Annotated in this window: 15 protein-coding genes and 2 tRNA genes; 13 read left to right on the top strand and 4 right to left on the bottom strand. The window is 64.4% G+C overall.

Annotation, left to right across the window (positions count from 1 at the left end; all coding sequences use genetic code 11):
- Nucleotides 1–69 precede the first annotated feature (69 nt).
- A complete protein-coding gene (rpoD, locus tag ODI_RS09975; RefSeq protein ID WP_067760189.1) occupies nt 70–2391 on the top strand; it encodes an RNA polymerase sigma factor RpoD in 2322 nt (773 codons plus the stop codon).
- 11 nt (nt 2392–2402) lie between these two features.
- Nucleotides 2403–2481, top strand: a tRNA-Ile gene (locus ODI_RS09980).
- 141 nt (nt 2482–2622) lie between these two features.
- On the opposite strand, the gene ODI_RS22275 is transcribed toward ODI_RS09980, so the two are convergent.
- Together ODI_RS22275 and ykgO are read right to left on the bottom strand one after the other, a co-directional pair.
- Nucleotides 2623–3051 carry a hypothetical protein gene (locus ODI_RS22275; protein ID WP_157929746.1) on the bottom strand — a complete coding sequence of 143 codons (429 nt, stop codon included), beginning with the start codon at nt 3049–3051 and terminating at the stop codon, nt 2623–2625.
- Between the two features lie 111 nt (nt 3052–3162).
- Nucleotides 3163–3312, bottom strand: coding sequence for a type B 50S ribosomal protein L36 (gene ykgO / locus ODI_RS09995; RefSeq protein WP_067760027.1), 150 nt, complete (start codon nt 3310–3312; stop codon nt 3163–3165).
- A gap of 165 nt (nt 3313–3477) precedes the next feature.
- On the opposite strand from ykgO, the gene ODI_RS10000 reads away from it, so the two are divergent.
- From ODI_RS10000 to ODI_RS10020, 5 genes are all read left to right on the top strand, one after another.
- Entirely contained in the window at nt 3478–3939 is a 462-nt protein-coding gene (locus tag ODI_RS10000) for a GNAT family N-acetyltransferase (protein WP_067760026.1), read from the top strand.
- A 267-nt stretch (nt 3940–4206) separates the two neighbouring features.
- Entirely contained in the window at nt 4207–4395 is a 189-nt protein-coding gene (locus tag ODI_RS10005; RefSeq protein ID WP_067760024.1) for a hypothetical protein, read from the top strand.
- Nucleotides 4396–4580: 185 nt separating this feature from the next.
- A complete protein-coding gene (locus tag ODI_RS10010) occupies nt 4581–6761 on the top strand; it encodes a LamG-like jellyroll fold domain-containing protein (RefSeq protein ID WP_331716317.1) in 2181 nt (726 codons plus the stop codon).
- Between the two features lie 131 nt (nt 6762–6892).
- On the top strand, nt 6893–7183 hold the full coding sequence (locus tag ODI_RS10015; protein WP_067760021.1) for a hypothetical protein: 291 nt from the start codon (nt 6893–6895) through the stop codon (nt 7181–7183).
- Nucleotides 7184–7214: 31 nt separating this feature from the next.
- Complete coding sequence (locus ODI_RS10020) at nt 7215–7469, top strand: RNA-binding S4 domain-containing protein (RefSeq protein ID WP_067760018.1); 255 nt, start codon at nt 7215–7217, stop codon at nt 7467–7469.
- Between the two features lie 55 nt (nt 7470–7524).
- On the opposite strand, the gene ODI_RS10025 is transcribed toward ODI_RS10020, so the two are convergent.
- Nucleotides 7525–8682 (bottom strand): pyridoxal-phosphate-dependent aminotransferase family protein, encoded by a 1158-nt coding sequence (locus ODI_RS10025; RefSeq protein WP_231968249.1) that lies wholly within the window; start codon nt 8680–8682, stop codon nt 7525–7527.
- Between the two features lie 349 nt (nt 8683–9031).
- Between ODI_RS10025 and ODI_RS10030 the strand changes: the two genes are divergently transcribed.
- The 4 genes from ODI_RS10030 to ODI_RS10045 all read left to right on the top strand — a co-directional run bounded on the left by ODI_RS10030 (nt 9032) and on the right by ODI_RS10045 (nt 12344).
- Nucleotides 9032–9985, top strand: coding sequence for a nucleoside recognition domain-containing protein (locus ODI_RS10030; protein WP_067760015.1), 954 nt, complete (start codon nt 9032–9034; stop codon nt 9983–9985).
- Between the two features lie 91 nt (nt 9986–10076).
- Nucleotides 10077–10153, top strand: a tRNA-Met gene (locus ODI_RS10035).
- A gap of 416 nt (nt 10154–10569) precedes the next feature.
- A complete protein-coding gene (lhpI, locus tag ODI_RS10040; RefSeq protein ID WP_067760012.1) occupies nt 10570–11517 on the top strand; it encodes a bifunctional Delta(1)-pyrroline-2-carboxylate/Delta(1)-piperideine-2-carboxylate reductase in 948 nt (315 codons plus the stop codon).
- Nucleotides 11518–11765: 248 nt separating this feature from the next.
- Entirely contained in the window at nt 11766–12344 is a 579-nt protein-coding gene (locus ODI_RS10045; protein ID WP_231968250.1) for a helix-turn-helix domain-containing protein, read from the top strand.
- Nucleotides 12345–12387: 43 nt separating this feature from the next.
- On the opposite strand, the gene ODI_RS10050 is transcribed toward ODI_RS10045, so the two are convergent.
- Complete coding sequence (locus ODI_RS10050; RefSeq protein WP_082985534.1) at nt 12388–13911, bottom strand: IclR family transcriptional regulator; 1524 nt, start codon at nt 13909–13911, stop codon at nt 12388–12390.
- 205 nt (nt 13912–14116) lie between these two features.
- Between ODI_RS10050 and ODI_RS10055 the strand changes: the two genes are divergently transcribed.
- Both ODI_RS10055 and ODI_RS10060 read left to right on the top strand, forming a co-directional pair.
- Nucleotides 14117–15088: a Bug family tripartite tricarboxylate transporter substrate binding protein gene (locus ODI_RS10055; RefSeq protein WP_067760006.1), complete on the top strand. Its 972-nt coding sequence runs from the start codon at nt 14117–14119 to the stop codon at nt 15086–15088.
- Nucleotides 15085–16587 carry an amidase gene (locus ODI_RS10060; RefSeq protein ID WP_067760000.1) on the top strand — a complete coding sequence of 501 codons (1503 nt, stop codon included), beginning with the start codon at nt 15085–15087 and terminating at the stop codon, nt 16585–16587. The genes ODI_RS10055 and ODI_RS10060 overlap by 4 nt, the downstream gene beginning before the upstream one ends.
- Nucleotides 16588–16591 lie beyond the last annotated feature (4 nt).

The following is a 16591-nucleotide window of genomic DNA, read 5'->3' on the forward strand; positions in this document are numbered from 1 at the left end:
GTCTGTCCGTGTTGCACGGGCAGCACTCCATAGGTAATGTGGCTGATATTCCTGGCCACGGAAGCGAATATGATCCAGTCCAACGGCAAGAACTCCCCCGCAAACAACGCGCCTGAACAGGTGGCCGCCGACGTGTCCCAGGGCGCGCCCAAGAAGGCCGCGCGCCCGGTCGTGCGTGCTGCGGAAAAGCCTGCCGTCAAGGCTTCCGTGAAGGTCGCCGCGAAGGCCGCGGCCAAGACCGCGGCGCCTGCCAAGAAGGCTGCCGCCAAGACTGCCGCCCCCGCCAAGGCCGCCGCGAAGACGACGCGCGCCAAGGCCGGTTCGGCCGACGCCGCGCGCGCCGAGGAAAAGCTGACCGAAATGGTGGCACGTCCCACCGGCACGGGCCGTCGCCCTGGCCGCCCCTCGAAGAATGCCTCGGCCGGCAACAACAACGGCGATGGCGATTTCGATGACGGCGGCGATAACGACGGCGAAGGCGAAGTCGTGCCGGATTTCAAGCCGGCCAAGCGCGGCAAGCGCGGCAAGGCCGACCCGAAGGACCTGATCGCGCGCGGTCCGGTGTCGCCCGAGGAATACGAGGCGCGCCGCAACCGCCTGAAGCAGCTGATCAAGCTGGGCAAGGACCGCGGCTACCTCACCTATGGTGAAATCAACGATCACCTGCCCGATGACCTGGTCGACGCCGAGGCCATCGACGGCATCATCAGCACCTTCAGCGACATGGGCATCTCGGTCTACGACCAGGCGCCCGATGCCGAAACGCTGCTGATGAGCGAAAACGCGCCCGTGGCCGCCACCGACGACGACGTCGAGGACGAGGCCGAGGCCGCGCTGACCACCGTGGACTCCGACTTCGGCCGCACCACCGATCCCGTGCGCATGTACATGCGTGAAATGGGCTCGGTCGAGCTGCTGACACGCGAAGGTGAAATCGAGATCGCCAAGCGTATCGAAGACGGCCTGAAGCACATGGTCATGGCCATTTCGGCTTGTCCCACCACCATCAACGAGATCATCACCCATATCGGCCGCGTGCGTGAAGGCACCGCCCAGATCGACGAAGTCGTCGACGGCCTGGTGGATCCGGAAGATGGCGAAGAGTACGCCGGCGCCGGTGTCAGCGACGACAGCGATGACGACGGTCCCGCCGGCGGCATGAGCAGCCGCCAGCTGGAAGACCTGCGCGTCAAGGGCCTGAAGAAGTTCGACGACGTCAGCAAGTGGTTCGACACCATGCGCAAGGCCTACGAGCGCGATGGCTACAAGTCGGCCACCTACATCGAGGCGCAGGAAGCCATCCAGAACGAAATGATGGGCATCCGCTTCACCGCCAAGATGGTGGAGCGCCTGGCCGACACGCTGCGCAGCCAGGTGGAGGAAGTCCGCCAGCTGGAGCGCGCCGTGCTGCACACCTGCGTGGATCGCGCCGGCATGCCGCGCAGCCACTTCATCAAGGTCTTCCCTGGCCACGAAACCGACCTGGCCTGGGTCGACGGCGAAGTTGCCGCCGGCCACGACTATTCGGCCACGCTGGAGCGTCACGTGCCTGCCGTGCACGAGCTGCAGCAGAAGCTGATCGACCTGCAGTCGCGCGTCGTGCTGCCGCTGAAGGACCTGAAGGAAGTCAACAAGCGCATGGCCACCGGCGAAGCCAAGGCTCGCAAGGCCAAGCGCGAAATGACCGAGGCCAACCTGCGCCTGGTGATCTCGATCGCCAAGAAGTACACCAACCGCGGCCTGCAGTTCCTTGACCTGATCCAGGAAGGCAACATCGGCCTGATGAAGGCCGTGGACAAGTTCGAATACCGTCGCGGCTACAAGTTCTCGACCTATGCCACGTGGTGGATCCGCCAGGCTATCACGCGCTCCATCGCCGACCAGGCGCGCACCATCCGTATCCCGGTCCACATGATCGAAACGATCAACAAGATGAACCGGATCAGCCGCCAGATCCTGCAGGAAACCGGCGCCGAGCCGGATCCCGCGACGCTGGCCGCCAAGATGGACATGCCGGAAGACAAGATCCGCAAGATCCTGAAGATCGCCAAGGAACCGATCTCGATGGAAACGCCCATCGGCGACGACGACGACTCGCACCTGGGCGACTTCATCGAGGACACCGCCACGCTGGCGCCCTCGGATGCGGCGCTGCACGGCTCCATGCGCGACGTCGTCAAGGAAGTGCTGGACTCGCTGACCCCGCGCGAAGCCAAGGTCCTGCGCATGCGTTTCGGCATCGAAATGAGCACCGACCAGACCCTGGAAGAAGTGGGCAAGCAGTTCGACGTCACGCGTGAACGCATTCGCCAAATAGAAGCCAAGGCACTGCGCAAGCTGCGTCACCCCAGCCGCGCCGACAAGCTCAAGAGCTTCCTGGAAGGCCAGTAAACCGCTACATCGGGCCTCTAGCTCATGCCTGGTTAGAGCAGCGGACTCATAATCCGTTGGTGCCGAGTTCGACTCTCGGGGGGCCTACCAAAAAAGGCCTGTTAAGTCAGGCCCCTACAGCCGCCAGCAATGGCGGCTGTTTGCTTTTTCGGGGGATTGCCTGCGCGTCCTCAGCAGACCCTGCCAGCGACGGGGCTGGCGAGAGGACATTGCGCAGGGTGTTCCCGAGGGTCAGCGGCACTGCCCCGCGGCCCGCTGCAGGTCATTGCACTTGCCTGAGGTGTTGACCGAGTTGGCACCGGAACAAACGGCACTCGAATTCACCGCACCCATCATCGATGTGATGTAGCACTGATGCTTACGGCCACGCGTCGTGGCCACGTAGTTGATGGCACCCGACACTTCGGCCGTACGGTCCGACACGGTGACCTTATCGGCGGTGGTGTCCAACGCAAACGCGGCCTTGCGTGCAAGTTCGTCATCGGATACCACGGCATTGCCGACAGTTCCGCAGCCAGCCATGAGAAGAGCCAGCCCTGCGGCCAGGAGAGTTTTGGTCGAGTTCATTATTGTCCTATGCGGTTTCTCGAAATACGGGGTCGCCGATTCATTGCGATTCATTGCAATCCAGCAAGCGGATTGTAAGGTGAAGTCGAGCATTCGGACGTTCTGGGTCGCTCCCGCCGCAATGCCTGGCTGCCGGAACGAGGCAATCCGGCTGTGGCGCCATGGGCGCGAGCGGGAATCGGAGGGCAGCGGTTGAGGACCAGCCTAGCCGGTGCGGCGGTTCTTTGCGCCACCCTGGCGCGCCTTGAAGCGCGGGTTGCTCTTGCAGATCACGTAGATGCGGCCGCGTCGGCGCACCACCTGGCAATCACGATGGCGTGTCTTGGCATCTTTCAGGGAGGAAAGGACTTTCATGCGAGGCTCCTTGAGCAGGAATGGGATCAACAGGAGCGCATGGGGTGTCTGGGTGGGTAGATATTGTGATGATATAACGTATCATAACTCGTTTCCGTCCTGCCCCGACAGCGATCCTTTTTATGGTGGAATGTGGGCCCGTTCCCTGACGATGCTGGATCTGCAATGCCTACGACCCTCTTTCGCCGGGCCGCCCAAGCCGATGTGGCCGCCATCGTCGCCCTGCTGGGCGAGGATCCGATTAGTGCGGCCCGCCAGGCGGGCATCCAGGTGGGCCCGGAAGCCTATGTGCAGGCCTATCAGGCGATCGATGCGGATCCGAACCAGCTTCTTGCGGTTGCCGAGGAAGAGGGGGAGATCGTGGGCACGCTCCAACTGACCTTCATCCCGGGCCTCTCCCGCGGCGGGGCCTGGCGTGGCCAGATCGAAGCGGTCCATGTGTCTTCCGCGCGACGCGGGAGCGGCGTGGGGGCTGCCTTCCTGCGCTGGGCCATCGAGACCTGCCGTGCGCGAGGGTGCAAGCTGGTCCAGCTGACGACGGACAAGCGCCGTGTGGATGCGCATCGCTTCTATGAGCGATTGGGCTTCGAGGGCAGCCATTTGGGCTACAAGATCAAGCTGGATTGACGAGGCCGGATGGAGAAAATCCGGACCGGCGACTGTAAGCGGTGACCCGGGCAAGTTCATGCCCCGCTGCTTGGGAAGCGCCTGTTCATGCGGGTTTGGGAAAAAATCCCGTGCTGCAACAGCCTCCCGACAAAATCCCCATTTGTGCAACAAAGCCCCGGAAATCCACGATTGGCCGGGGTTTGTCCGTAGTCTACGTAGCAAGCGAGCTGCTTGGTCAGATCGCTTCCCTCGTCAGACTTTCCCCTCTACGACCCGGAGACGATCATGGATCCCTTGACTGAGTTCGCGGTGCTCGCGGTTTGCTGGTTGATGCTGGTGGCGTACATCTTTACCCGCGGCCGTCAGGTTGCCGAGTGGTTGCGCCAGCGTGCGGGTGGGCTCAAGCCTGCGCCCGTGATGGTGTCCAAGACCCCGCAGCGGCCGATGCCGGCCCGGAGCCGTTCCGGCTACTGAGCCTGGTGGGCGTGAGGGCACAAGCGCTGGAGTCGCCCTCATGCCCAATCGTATTTCAGGCAAATGGCGTGCCATTGTTTGAAACGGCATAATCTGTGATCTTTTCATTTCAGCGCGGCATTTTCAGTAATTAAGGCGTCTTCTTCGGCGTTCAGAATCCTGGACTTTCCTGTTTGGAGAGTTCCGTGTCCCGCCGTCCCGTCAATCAAAACGAAGCTGCTCGCGTCGAACCGCAGGCATCCGATGCCCCGCAAGACGCACGCATGTCGCCTGCCGCGTCGCCCTCTGCGACGCTCGCCGTTACCGTCAATCCCCTGCGCCGTGCCCTGTTGAAACTGGGCGCCAGTTCGTGGCTGCTGCCGTCGATGGGGGCGGCCGGGCTGCTGAGCGCGTGTGGCGGCAGCGATAACGACGATCCCCCAACGGGAACGCCGGGCGAGCCTCAGCCCGATCCGGAAACGCCGGTTGAGGATGGCCGCATCTCGAGTTTCGGTCTGGCGGTGCTGCCGGACACGCAGTTCTATTCCCGTTATTCCACGGTGGCCACGGGCAATCAGTTCGATGCGCTGTATGGCAGCGAACCGTTCCGCGCGCAGACGCAATGGATCGTGGACAACGCCCAGGCGCTGAAGGTGCCGTTCGTGATCCACGTGGGTGATATCGTGGACCGCGCGGACAGGGCCGATGAATGGCAAGTGGCCGATGCGGCGATGAAGGTGCTGGAAGACGGCGGCGTGCCGTATTCGATCCTGGCCGGCAACCATGACGTGAGCCATCCTGTCGGCTATGGCGATGACCCCGTCAACGGCACCGATGAGGATCGCAACCTGGCCACCGAGCCTTATCTGCAGTGGTTCAGCGCCGCGCGCGCCGCCGCCCAGCCAACTTTCGGGCAACGCGACGGCAGCGGCTTCCACGAATACCACATCTTCACCGCCGAAGGTCAGCGCTTCCTGGTGCTGTCCATGTCGTGGCGCGCCTCGGATGCGGCGCTGGCCTGGGCCCGCCAGGTGCTGCGCGATCATCCGACGCTGCCCGCCATCCTGGTCAATCACGACCTGCTGAACATCGACCGCGATGGCGTGAGCCCGCTGGAAACGCCTTACGGCCTGATGCTGTGGGACAAGCTGATCCGCGACAACGACCAGATCTTCATGACGCTGAACGGCCACTTCCATGGCACGGCGCACCTGACGAAGCTGAACGATTTCGGCAATGCGGTCGAGCAGATGGTGGTCGACTTCCAGATGGCGTACCAGGGCGGCAACGGCCTGATGCGCTTCTATGAGTTCGACCTGACGGGCAATCGCATCAAGGCGCTGTCCTTCTCGCCCTGGGTGCCGCAGAAGCCCGCGGACAAGCTCAACGAGTTCGACCAGGCGATGCTGACGGGACCCAACGAGCAGTTCGAGATCGAGATGAATTTTGCGCAGCGTTTCGCGCGCTTCAATCCCGAATTCGTCGCGGCCGAGCCCAGCAACCTGCCGCTGGCCGAAGCGGCCACGGCCCTGGTGCTGGGCAACTTCCAGGACCTGGAGCCGCCGGTGCGCACGCCGGCAGCCGATGCCGACGACTATCCGAAGATCGCCGAGACACTGGCGCATTGGCGCTTCGTGGGCGCGGCCGGCAATGCCGTGGCCGACGGCGCCACGGTGGCGGATTTGTCCGGCAACGGCAACGACCTGACGCGCGGCGCGCTGAACGTGCCGCCGGCGAACACCGCGCAATTGGGCGACCTGCAGTGGGTCGGCGACAAGCATTTCCTGTCCGCCAGCCCCGGCAGCGTGTCGTTCCGCAATGCCAGCGGCGCGCCACGCCTGAGTTATTTCCATACCGCCGCGGGCGCGCCCTTGAATGCCGAGACCTTCGACAACGGCTATACGGTGGAGGCTTTCGTCAAGCTGGACAAGAGCTGGACGGCGGACACCAATGCCTGGATGAACATCATGACCCGAGGCGGGCGGCGCGGGAACATTCCCGGCTTCAGTGGCGGACCGCAGTCGCCGCCCCTGCAGTTCGCGATCTCCAACCTGCGGGAAGTGCAATGGGAAGTGGCGACCCAGGACAACAAGGCCTCGCGCACCAACTGGTCTGGCGAGATCATGCTGGATACCTGGCTGCACATCGCCATCGTCAACGACCCCGTCACGCGGGCCACCACGATGTACGTGGAAGGTGCGCCGGTGTTGCGCAACGCCGTGGATGGCAGCGGCCTGGCGACGCTGGATGAGCCCTGGTACGTGGGCGCGGGTTTCTGGGATGCCGGCCCGCCCTCGAATGGCTTCCTGGGCGACATCAGCGAAATCCGCGTGGTGTCCCGGCCGCTGGCGCCGGCCGAGTGGCTGACCGCGCGCGAAACGCGCTAAGCCAGTAGCCGTCCTGGCAGGGCGCCGGATCTCGCGGTCCGGCGCCCGCGCTTGCGGGACGTCGTGCCGGGAAGGGAGGCGGGGCCGGGTCGGACTAGAATAGCCGGACCTTTTCCGGATGCTCCCCGCACATGGCGACCGACACGCTCGAATTCCTCTTTCTTGGCATGGTGGCCGTGGTGGTGGCTGCCATGCTTGGCGGCGCCCTGGCCGGGCGCGCACGCACGGTGGGCGCCAGCCTGCGGGCCTGTGCCGTGCTGGCCGTCGTCTCGGCGGCCGGGGCCTACGGATTGGCCCATGCCAGCGGCCCGCAAGGGGCCGCGTCCTATGCGCCGCTGCTGGCCTGTGCGGCGCTGCTGTTCACCCTCGTCATTGCCTTCTGCGCATCCCTGATGGCGCGCCGTCTCCACGCGCGCCGCTGACGCGCGCTTTCCCATTTTTCCTGTCCTGCGCATGCCCCTCATCGAATTCACGCTTCAAGGCGATTACATCGAAGTCAATCAACTGCTCAAGCTGGCCGGCCTGTGTGCCAGCGGCGGCGAGGGCAAGCAGTGGGTTGCCGAGGGCCGTGTGCGGGTGGGAGGCGAGATCGAGTCGCGCAAGACCGCTAAGATCCGCGCGGGGCAGATCGTGGATTGCGAGGGCACGCGCATCGTGGTGCGAGCGGCGCCCGCCGAGGATGCTGAAGAAGAGGGCGCGCCCGCCTGAATGCATGTCCAGGCAGGGCGCGCGCCGGCCCGGTGAACCCGGGCCAGGCAGTGCCTCAGATCGCGCCGGGCGCGATGCCGCGGTGGGCCGGGATCTGCAGGCCTTTTTCCAGTGCCGCCATGCTGGTGGGCAGGTCGACCTTCACACCCAGGTCGCGCATGGTGGACCCCAGCGCGTGCACCGTGCGGAAGAGGTTGTGCGAGCGGCATTGTTCACCCATCTGGCCGATGCGCACCACGGGCAAGCCGAAAGAGCCAGAAATCTCGACGTGATAGCGCTCGGAGATGTGCGCGCACACCTGGCCGTTGTCCAGCGCGCGGGGCACCTCGATGCCCACCACCGAATTCAGGCGCGAAGCCGTGGGGGCGAACAGCTGCAGGCCCATGGCCTCGATGCTCTGCTGCAAGGCCAGCGAGCAGCGGGCATGGCGTTCGAAGCGGGCAGGCAGGGTTTCGGCGCAGACCAGGCGCAGGGCCTCGTGCAAGGCCAGCACGCCCGAGACCGGCGCGGTGTAGTGGTACGACCCCTTGTGCCAGAAGTTGGTGGCCAGGCGCGCGTCCAGGCACCAGTGGCTGTTGCTGTCGGTGCGTTGCGCGATGCGCTCCCAGGCTTCGTCGGAGAAAGCGATCAGCGAGACGCCGGGGATCGAGGACAGGCCTTTCTGGCCGCCGGTGATGACGGCGTCGATCTGCCAGGTGTCCATGTCCAGCGGCATGGTGCTCAGCGTGCAGACGGCGTCGACGATGACGAGACAGCCATGGCGCTTGGCGAGCCTGGCGATGGCGGGCAGCTCGCGGTTGAAGACGGTGTTGGAGGTCTCGCCCTGCACGATGGTCAGGCACTCGGGCCGGTGGGCCAGGAGGGCGGCCTCGACCTCGTCCAGCGTGGCGGCGCGGTGGCCGTCGATTTCCAGGATGGCGACATCGGCGTTCAGGCGCCGGCTCATTTCGGCCATGCGCGCGCTGAAGAACCCGTTGACCACGCACAGCACCTTGCTTTGCGGACGCACCAGGTTGCTGATGGCCATTTCCATGGCTGCCGAGCCTGGGCCCGCGACGCCCAGCACCCAGTTCGAACGGGTCTGGAAGACGTAGCGCGCCATCTCCTTGACCTGGGTGATGATGGTGGACATGGTGGTGCCCAGGTGGTTGATGACCACCGAGTTGGCGCGCGCCACGGCATCGGGGATGGGCACGGGGCCGGCGCCCATCATGAGCAGGGGGTCGTCGGGCAGTATCTCGCTCAGCGGGCGCACCACCGGTGCGCTCAGGTAGGGGGAGGTGGCAGCCGGGGAGGGCGCGTCCGCATCGAGAACGGAAGGGACGGAAAGGCTGCCGGATACGTCTAACATGGTCGCAAGTCACCGCTAGGAAAAGGGGACGCGCGTCGACTGGCGCGCGTAGCCTCCTATCATACGACTGCGGCAGGCCCTGTGTCGGACGCTTGCGACATATCCCTCGCACACGGATGCCAGCCCGGCTGGGCTGGAGTACAGTGTGCGATTGCCCGGCGCGCCCATTTCCGCTGTTGCGCCGCCTCTCTTTCCTGCGCCTTTTCCCTTCATGCCCGCCTATCTCTCCGGCCTGTGCCGCCGCAGCTTGCGCCTGTTCCTGACCCTGCTCAAGGTCATGCTTCCGGTGCTGATCGCGGTCCGAGTCGGGGAAGCGCTGGGGCTGGTGCAACTGGCGGGGCAGGCCCTGGCGCCCATCATGCAGGTGTTCAATCTGCCGCCCGAGGCAGGCCTGGTCTGGATGGCGTGCCTGGTGGCGGGCATCTACGCCGGCCTGGGCGCGCTGATCGGCCTGGCGGCCGTCATGGACCTGACCGTCGCGCAACTGAGCGCGCTGGCGGCCATGATGCTGTTCGCCCATGCGATTCCCGTCGAGCAGGCCATCGTGCGCCGTGCCGGCGCCAGCTTCTGGTTCACCAGTGCCCTGCGTGTCGGGACGGCGGCCCTGTATGGCGCGGCAGTGTCCTGGCTGTGCGCCGCGCTGGATATCCTGCAGCAATCGGCCACGCTGGCCTGGTTGCAAGGCTCGGGGGCGGGCGAGCGCGCCGCCCAGGATCACCTGGCCTGGGCGCAGGGCACGCTGGTGTCGCTGGGCACCACCTATCTCATCATCGTGGCCTTGCTGGTGTTGCTGGACGTGTTCGAGCGCATCGGCCTGACCCGGCGCATCACCGCGCTGATGGTGCCGGTGCTGCGGGTATCGGGTCTGGAGGCGCGGGTGGCCCCGGTGACGACCGTGGGCGTGCTGCTCGGGCTCACGTACGGCGGCGCACTCATCATCGAAGCTGCGGCACGCGAAGGCTATTCGCCGCGCACGCGCCTGCTGGCCCTGAGCTGGCTGTCACTGTCGCATTCGCTCATCGAGGACACGCTGCTCATGATCGCGCTGGGCGCCGATTTCTGGATCGTGCTGGTGGGCAGGGTGCTGCTCACCATGCTGATCGTGGCGGGGATGGCGCGGGTCTGGCGCCAGCCGGCGGGGCAGCCATTGGCAGGCGCCGCCTGATGTATGCCGCAGCCGTCGGGCCGGCCGATGGCGTGTTCCACCCGGTCGCCCAGCAAGGTATTTCAATTTGATGTATACTTCTTTTCTCAGACGCGGGGTGGAGCAGTCTGGCAGCTCGTCGGGCTCATAACCCGAAGGTCGTAGGTTCAAATCCTGCCCCCGCAACCAAATTCGGCAACGCCAGTTGCCTTGCAAGAAAGCCGCTCGAAGGGAAACCTGAAAGCGGCTTTTTTGTTTCCTGCTCATCAAGGTTGCGATCCACGCATTGCGTCATCAATGTTTGGCTGCCAGGCTCAGCCCACTTGCCGGCAAGACGGCTAGCCAGGCCCGCGCAGAAGACGTCCACGCCGATGAAACAGCCGGGCAGCCGGGTATGCCGTGGACGGGTTGCTTGGGGCAGGAGGGACTCGTACAGGGAGGTCGCCGACCGGCCAGGCCCCGTCACGCTCCAGCAGCGAGGGCCATGCGCCGCCCTTTTTTGGAACATTTCCCGATATTTTTATTCCTATACGAATATTTTTATCTTAGAATGCATGGAATTCTAGTTTTGTAGTTTCTTGTTTTCCATTCCTATTGGATCTCTCATGTTGACTGTACCGCTTCCCCGGGGAATCCTGGACGGGCCGGCGCGTTTCTTTACCCGCGAAGAAACGGCAGCCCTGATTCCCTTCGATGAACTCGTCCGGTCCCTGGGGAAAACGGTCCGGGAGAATGGCGAAGGCCTGGTCCACAGCCCTGAGCGTATCGGGGTGCCCCTGCACGGCGACGGCATCTCCCTGAGCATGCCGGCAAGCGCCCCGGACATCAGCATCCACAAGCTGGTGAACGTGCAGCCGGCAAACCTGCAGAGGGGCATGCCGACGATCCAGGGCGTTGTCACGGTCTGCGACGCCCAGACCGGCAAACCGATCCTGTTTCTCGACGGACCGGAAGTGACCGGAAGACGCACGGCAGGGATCTCGCTGCTTGCCGTTCAGACATTCCTCCAACGAACCCCTGGCCAAACTCTGATCATCGGTACAGGCACGCAAGCGTCCTACCATGTGGCGGGTTTCCAGGCGTTGTATCCCGGCTGCGAGATACTCGTGCGGGGTCGTAGCCGCGAGGAAGAGCTAGATTTTTGCAACGCCCATCGGCAAGGTGAGGCAAGGATCGCTCCGTGCCCGGCTGCCATCCCGGCTTCGGTGGAAGTCGTCGTCACGGTGACGACCAGCAAGGAAGTGGTGTATGACGAGGCTCCCTCCCGCGAGCGGCTCGTGATCGGCGTCGGCGCGTTCAAACCCGACATGGCAGAACTCGGTCCCGCGATACTGCAAAGCGTCCTCTACGCGGACGATGTGGACGGCGCTCGCCATGAGGCAGGCGATCTCATTAGGGCGAACATAGACTGGTGCCGTGTTCGCCCGCTGGCCGATGCGTTGATCAACGGTGCCGAGTCCGGGCCCGTTGTGCTCAAGAGCGTGGGCACGGCTGCCTGGGATCTGGCCGCCGCACGGGTCGCCATCGGTTCGCTCGCTTACCCGGCAGGCTGACCGGGCAGGCCGCCTGCGCGTGAACCGCTGCCTGCCTGGGAAGCGGCGCCGGCCTATGAGAAAATCAATGCCTTGCCTACGGGAGCGGAAAGCCGGTTTATGCGACGACGGGATGAGTTTGACGAAGATGCCTGCGCTGGCGCGGCGTCCGGTCGTTGGCCGCCGCGTCAGATGGGGGCCGGCCCCGGCAAAGGGCTGCACGCGTGGCGTGCGTGTCTGTCGAGGGGGGCGCGCAAGTGCCATTGAGCGTGATTGCCCAAAAAGTGCGCGCCTTGCGCAAGCGCGGCGCGCTCACGCTGCAGCAGTTGGCGGATCGGACCGGAATATCCCAGTCCGCCTTGTCGAAAATCGAGAACGGCCAGCTCTCCCCGACCTATGAGCGGATTGTCGCCCTGGCGTCGGGACTGGGCGTAGAGCCTGCGGCGCTGTTTTCTTCGTCCCTGGCGGATACGCCAATCGGCCGCCGAGGGATCACCCGCGCGGGAGAGGGCCCGCGCCATACGACTCCCCAGTACGATTATCGAGCCCTGTGCGCGGACGTTTCCGGCAAGGCCTTCCTGCCCCTGATCACGGTCGTCAAGGCGCGCAGTGTCAAGGAGTTTGCCGGCCTGCCGACGCACCGCGGCGAAGAGTTCATCTACCTCGTGAGCGGGTGCGTGACCCTTCATTCGGCGTTCTATGAGCCGCTGGCGCTCGAGCCCGGCGACAGCGTCTACTACGACAGCGGCATGGGACATGCCCTGGTGTCCACGGGAGACGAGGACGCCGTGGTGCTCTGGGTCTGTTCGGAGCTCGCCGACCTTGCCTCCCCGCAAGGCGGCGTCTAGCGGGATCTTGCGGCGATGCGGACCGCAAAGCCGGCGCATCCGTCTACGCGGGGTCGCGAGCGTACTTGAGCAGGAGCGGCACCATCTCCCGTTCCAGCCGCTCGACGCTCCAGTCGGCCTTGGGAGCTGAAACCACCAAGGCGCCGACGGCCTGTTGGCCCTGGAATACCGGCGCGGCAATGTTGGTGTCGTGGGCGATCGACTGTTCGTCGGTATACGCGTAGCCGCGCACGCGTGTCTTGCGGATCTCTTCCCGGATGAGACGCATGTCGGTCGTGGTGTGATCCGTGATCGGCTGCACGACGTAGCCTTCCAGCAAACGATCGAGCGCCGCCTCCTCCAGGCTAGAGAGCAAGGCGAGTCCGCCGGAGTTGCTGACCGCCGGCAATCGACGGCCCAGGTGGGCTGTGCGGAAATCGGCCTGGGGACTGCTCTGAACGTGCAGCAGATGGATGGTGTTGACGCCATCCCGGACGCAATACGTGCATCGCAGGCCGCTCTCGTTTCGCAGGCGCAAGAGACGGGGCCAGATGCTTTTGAGGGCGTGATCGCCCATCTGCATCTTGAAGACCAAGTCCAGGGTGCGCACCGAAAGCCGGAAGGTCTTGTGGCGCGTATTCCGGTCCACGTAGCCGCGTGTCGCCAGGGTTGCGAGCAATCGCTGCAGGGTCGGAGTGGGATACCCGGTGGCGCGGCGCAGACTGGTCAGCGTCTGTTCTATCGGGCCATCACAAAACGCTTCCAGCGTGCGCAGGCCGCGCGCCACGGACGAGATGAACAGCGGGTCGTCGTCAGTGCTTTCGACCATCTCCGGCATGGGCGGCTGGACGGTCTGGACAAAGGTGCGCGCCCAGGTGTCGATGCGCAGGTCGCAGAGTAACTGCGCCGTGTCCGTGACCGCCTCGACGATGCGCTGGCGTTGTTCCTCCGTGGCGAAGCCGCGGGTGGGGCCAGAGACGGAAACCGCGGCGATGCATCGTCCGTCGGCACCGGTCACTGCCGCTGCGAATGTGGCCTCGCGGGGCGTGGTCTCGCCCAGATCCAGGCAATGCAATTCGGCCGCTGGCCTTGAATCCGCTGGCGCCTCGTCCAGCGCCGCTTCGGCCTGCAGGCCTGCCTGGATGACGCGCCCCATGGCGGAGCCGGCCGCTTTCCTGCGCTCCCCGATCGGGGCGAGCGCCGCGGTGGTGGCCTGCGCAGGCACCCGCGCAATGTTGATGACGTCGTCGTCGATCGGCGCCCAGAGGTCGGTCCGGAGGCCGGTTTTTGCGCTGAGCGCAACGAGATGCACCATCGCGAGGTCGATGAGGCGGCTGCCTCGAAGGTAGCTGTTCGCAAGAATCGCGCATCGAGGGGACAGCGAGAGGGCGCTGGATTTGGGATCCCGCTTGAGGTAGCCGCAACGCTGCAGCGTGTGCACCGTGCGCTGCGTGCCGCTCTTGCCCATGCCGGTGATCCGCGAAATCTCGCTGGCACGCAGATCTGGTGTCTGTGCATCGAAGGCTTCCAGCACGTCCAGGGCTTTGTCCAAAGCCTGGACGCGCGCGCGGTGATCTTCAATCATCATTTACTCCACTTCCCCGCAACTGACAAGCGGGAAAACACCGGTGCATCGGGGCTTGGCGTGGGCAAATTATTTTCGGTATTATGAATTGCATTGCGGTAAATGATATTGAAAATGTGTCGTTTCGGCCTGCTGTGATGGATCTGCGATCCCTGGCGCGCCGCCCATTCGTGTTTTCCATCCCACCTCACGCATCAAAGGGCATCCCATGCGTATCTTCCCGTCGTTTGCAATGGCCGTTCCCTTGCTTTGCTGCGCGCTATCCGTACAGGCGCAAGAGGCATCCTACCCCGCACGCCCCATTACGCTGGTCGTGCCTGCCGCAGCCGGCGGTTCGAACAGCGTGATTGCCCGGCTGATCGCGGAAAAACTGCAAGGCCGCCTGGGCCAAAGCGTGATCGTCGACAACAAGCCCGGCGCCAACACCTCGATCGGCACGGCTTTCGTCGCAAGATCCAAACCGGATGGCTACACGCTGCTCATCAGCGGCGCCTCGACGTTCAACGTCAATCCGCTGCTCTACCGGTCGCTCCCCTACAAGGCTCAGGACTTCGAGTACGTTGCATACACGGGCCAAATGCCGCTGGTGTTGATGACCAATCCGAAAACCGGCTTTAGCACGTTGTCGGACGTTGTGGCCGAGGCGAAGAGTAAACCCGGCATTTTGGCATATGCCTCTTTCGGCAACGGGTCCATGCCTCACTTGGCGGGCGAGGCGTTGGCCTATCAGGCTGGGATTTCCCTGGTACACGTACCCTACAAGGGCAGTGCCCCCGGCATGAGTGACCTGATCGGCAATCAAATCCCGCTGAGCTTCGACACCCTGACGGCTGCGCTCCCCATGATCAAAGGGAACAAGGTCGTTCCACTGGCTGTGACCAGCAGCCAGCCGTCGGCGCAATTGCCTGGCACGCCGACGGTCGAGTCCGCGGGCTTTGCTGACTATGATTTCTATACCTGGTTTGCCATCGCAGCGCCCAAAGGCACGCCGGACGCAATCGTCAAACGATTGGGCAAGGAAGTCGAGGCCGTCATGGCGCTGCCCGAGATCAAGCAGGCCCTGCTCGCCAATGGCATCGAAGACGTTTACATGAAAGGCGAGGCTGTGCTCCCGCTGATCGAGGCCCAGCAGGCCCGGCTCAAGAACGTCATCGAGCGCGCGAACATCAAGATCGAATGACGGAGCAAGTCTTGACGCACATCATCAACCTGGACGCGACGGAGCTGTCGCGTCTGATACACGCGCGCAAAGTGTCTTGCGTGGAAGTCATGTCCGCCTACCTGGCGCAGATCGAACGCCATAACGGCACGGTAAATGCGCTGGTCAGCCTGCGCGACGAGGAAATACTGCTGCGAGAAGCTGCGGCCTTGGACGCTGAACTGGCTGCGGGCATCGATCGCGGCTGGATGCATGGCTTTCCGCAAGCGCCCAAGGACCTGGGGGCGGTGGCAGGCATGGCCAGCACCAAGGGGTCTCCTATCTATCGCGCGCACACGCCCACAGCCGATTCCATCGTATACGCCCGCATGCGTGCCGTCGGGTCGATTTTTGTCGGGCGCAGCAATGTGCCGGAGTTCGGACTGGGCGCGCAAACCTACAACACGGTGTTCGGCGCCACCAGGAATGCCCTGGATCCGCGCCTGACCTCAGGGGGCAGCAGTGGCGGGGCAGCCGTGGCGGTGGCCTTGCACATGCTGCCGGTGGCCGATGGCAGCGACCAGATGGGATCGCTGCGCATTCCCGCCGCCTACAACAACATCTTCGGCCTGCGTCCATCCTATGGCCGGGTGCCTTTCGGACCGGCGGCTGACTGCTTTTCGCAGCAGCTCAGCACCGAGGGACCGATGGCGCGCAATATCCCGGACATGCTGCAGTTGCTGGCGGTGCAGTCGGGCTACGATGCTCGCGCGCCGCTGTCGATCAAGGAGCCCTTGCAGGCAACGATCGACGGTCTAGCGCGCGACTTCCGGGGTTGCAGAATCGCCTGGTTGGGCGACTACGAGGGATATCTGGCCACAGAGCCGGGCTTGATGGACCACAGTCGCCGCGCGCTGGCCGGATTCACGGCGCTGGGGTGCGAGATCGAGGACGTCGCCATCGACTTCTCCATGGACGACCTGTGGCAGGCCTGGCTGGTGTTGCGCAGCTACGGTGTGGCGGCCACCTACGGCGCTCTCTATGAAAACGCGCAGACACGTGCCCAATTGAAGCCGGAGGCCATCTGGGAGATCGAGCGGGGCTTGGCCTTGACAGCGATGGACGTGGCGCGGGCGTCGATCGCGAGAACGCGTTGGTGCAATGCGTTGGCTCGCTTGTTCGAGCAGTACGAGTACCTCGTGCTGCCGAGCACGCAAGTGTATGCGTTCGACGCCGAGACGCATTGGCCCCGCGCCATCGACGGTGTCGAGATGGACACATACCATCGATGGATGGAGGTCGTCGTGGGGCCGACCATGGCGGGGTTGCCCGCACTGAGCGTGCCGGCGGGGTTCAATGCACGTGGCCAGGCAGCCGGCCTGCAAATCATCGGTCGCAATCATGCCGACTTCGGCGTGCTGCAATTGGGGCATGCCTACGACCAAGCCACCAGGCAAAGCCTGCGCAGCAGCCCACTGCACCCATCTCCAGTGTCCGTTCCGGACGAATTCGCCGTTGAATCGGCAACTCTTACAAGGTAAACAG

The sequence above is a fragment of the Orrella dioscoreae genome, assembly GCF_900089455.2.
Lineage (GTDB): Bacteria > Pseudomonadota > Gammaproteobacteria > Burkholderiales > Burkholderiaceae_B > Orrella > Orrella dioscoreae.

Excerpts from the sequence above, each read along its gene's own strand:
- rpoD (WP_067760189.1), top strand. The coding sequence starts at position 70 with ATGATCCAGTCCAACGGCAAGAACTCCCCCGCAAACAACGCGCCTGAA.
- ODI_RS22275 (WP_157929746.1), bottom strand. The coding sequence starts at position 3,051 with ATGCTCGACTTCACCTTACAATCCGCTTGCTGGATTGCAATGAATCGC.
- ykgO (WP_067760027.1), bottom strand. The coding sequence starts at position 3,312 with ATGAAAGTCCTTTCCTCCCTGAAAGATGCCAAGACACGCCATCGTGAT.
- ODI_RS10000 (WP_067760026.1), top strand. The coding sequence starts at position 3,478 with ATGCCTACGACCCTCTTTCGCCGGGCCGCCCAAGCCGATGTGGCCGCC.
- ODI_RS10005 (WP_067760024.1), top strand. The coding sequence starts at position 4,207 with ATGGATCCCTTGACTGAGTTCGCGGTGCTCGCGGTTTGCTGGTTGATG.
- ODI_RS10015 (WP_067760021.1), top strand. The coding sequence starts at position 6,893 with ATGGCGACCGACACGCTCGAATTCCTCTTTCTTGGCATGGTGGCCGTG.
- ODI_RS10020 (WP_067760018.1), top strand. The coding sequence starts at position 7,215 with ATGCCCCTCATCGAATTCACGCTTCAAGGCGATTACATCGAAGTCAAT.
- ODI_RS10025 (WP_231968249.1), bottom strand. The coding sequence starts at position 8,682 with ATGATGGGCGCCGGCCCCGTGCCCATCCCCGATGCCGTGGCGCGCGCC.
- ODI_RS10030 (WP_067760015.1), top strand. The coding sequence starts at position 9,032 with ATGCCCGCCTATCTCTCCGGCCTGTGCCGCCGCAGCTTGCGCCTGTTC.
- lhpI (WP_067760012.1), top strand. The coding sequence starts at position 10,570 with ATGTTGACTGTACCGCTTCCCCGGGGAATCCTGGACGGGCCGGCGCGT.
- ODI_RS10050 (WP_082985534.1), bottom strand. The coding sequence starts at position 13,911 with ATGATGATTGAAGATCACCGCGCGCGCGTCCAGGCTTTGGACAAAGCC.
- ODI_RS10055 (WP_067760006.1), top strand. The coding sequence starts at position 14,117 with ATGCGTATCTTCCCGTCGTTTGCAATGGCCGTTCCCTTGCTTTGCTGC.
- ODI_RS10060 (WP_067760000.1), top strand. The coding sequence starts at position 15,085 with ATGACGGAGCAAGTCTTGACGCACATCATCAACCTGGACGCGACGGAG.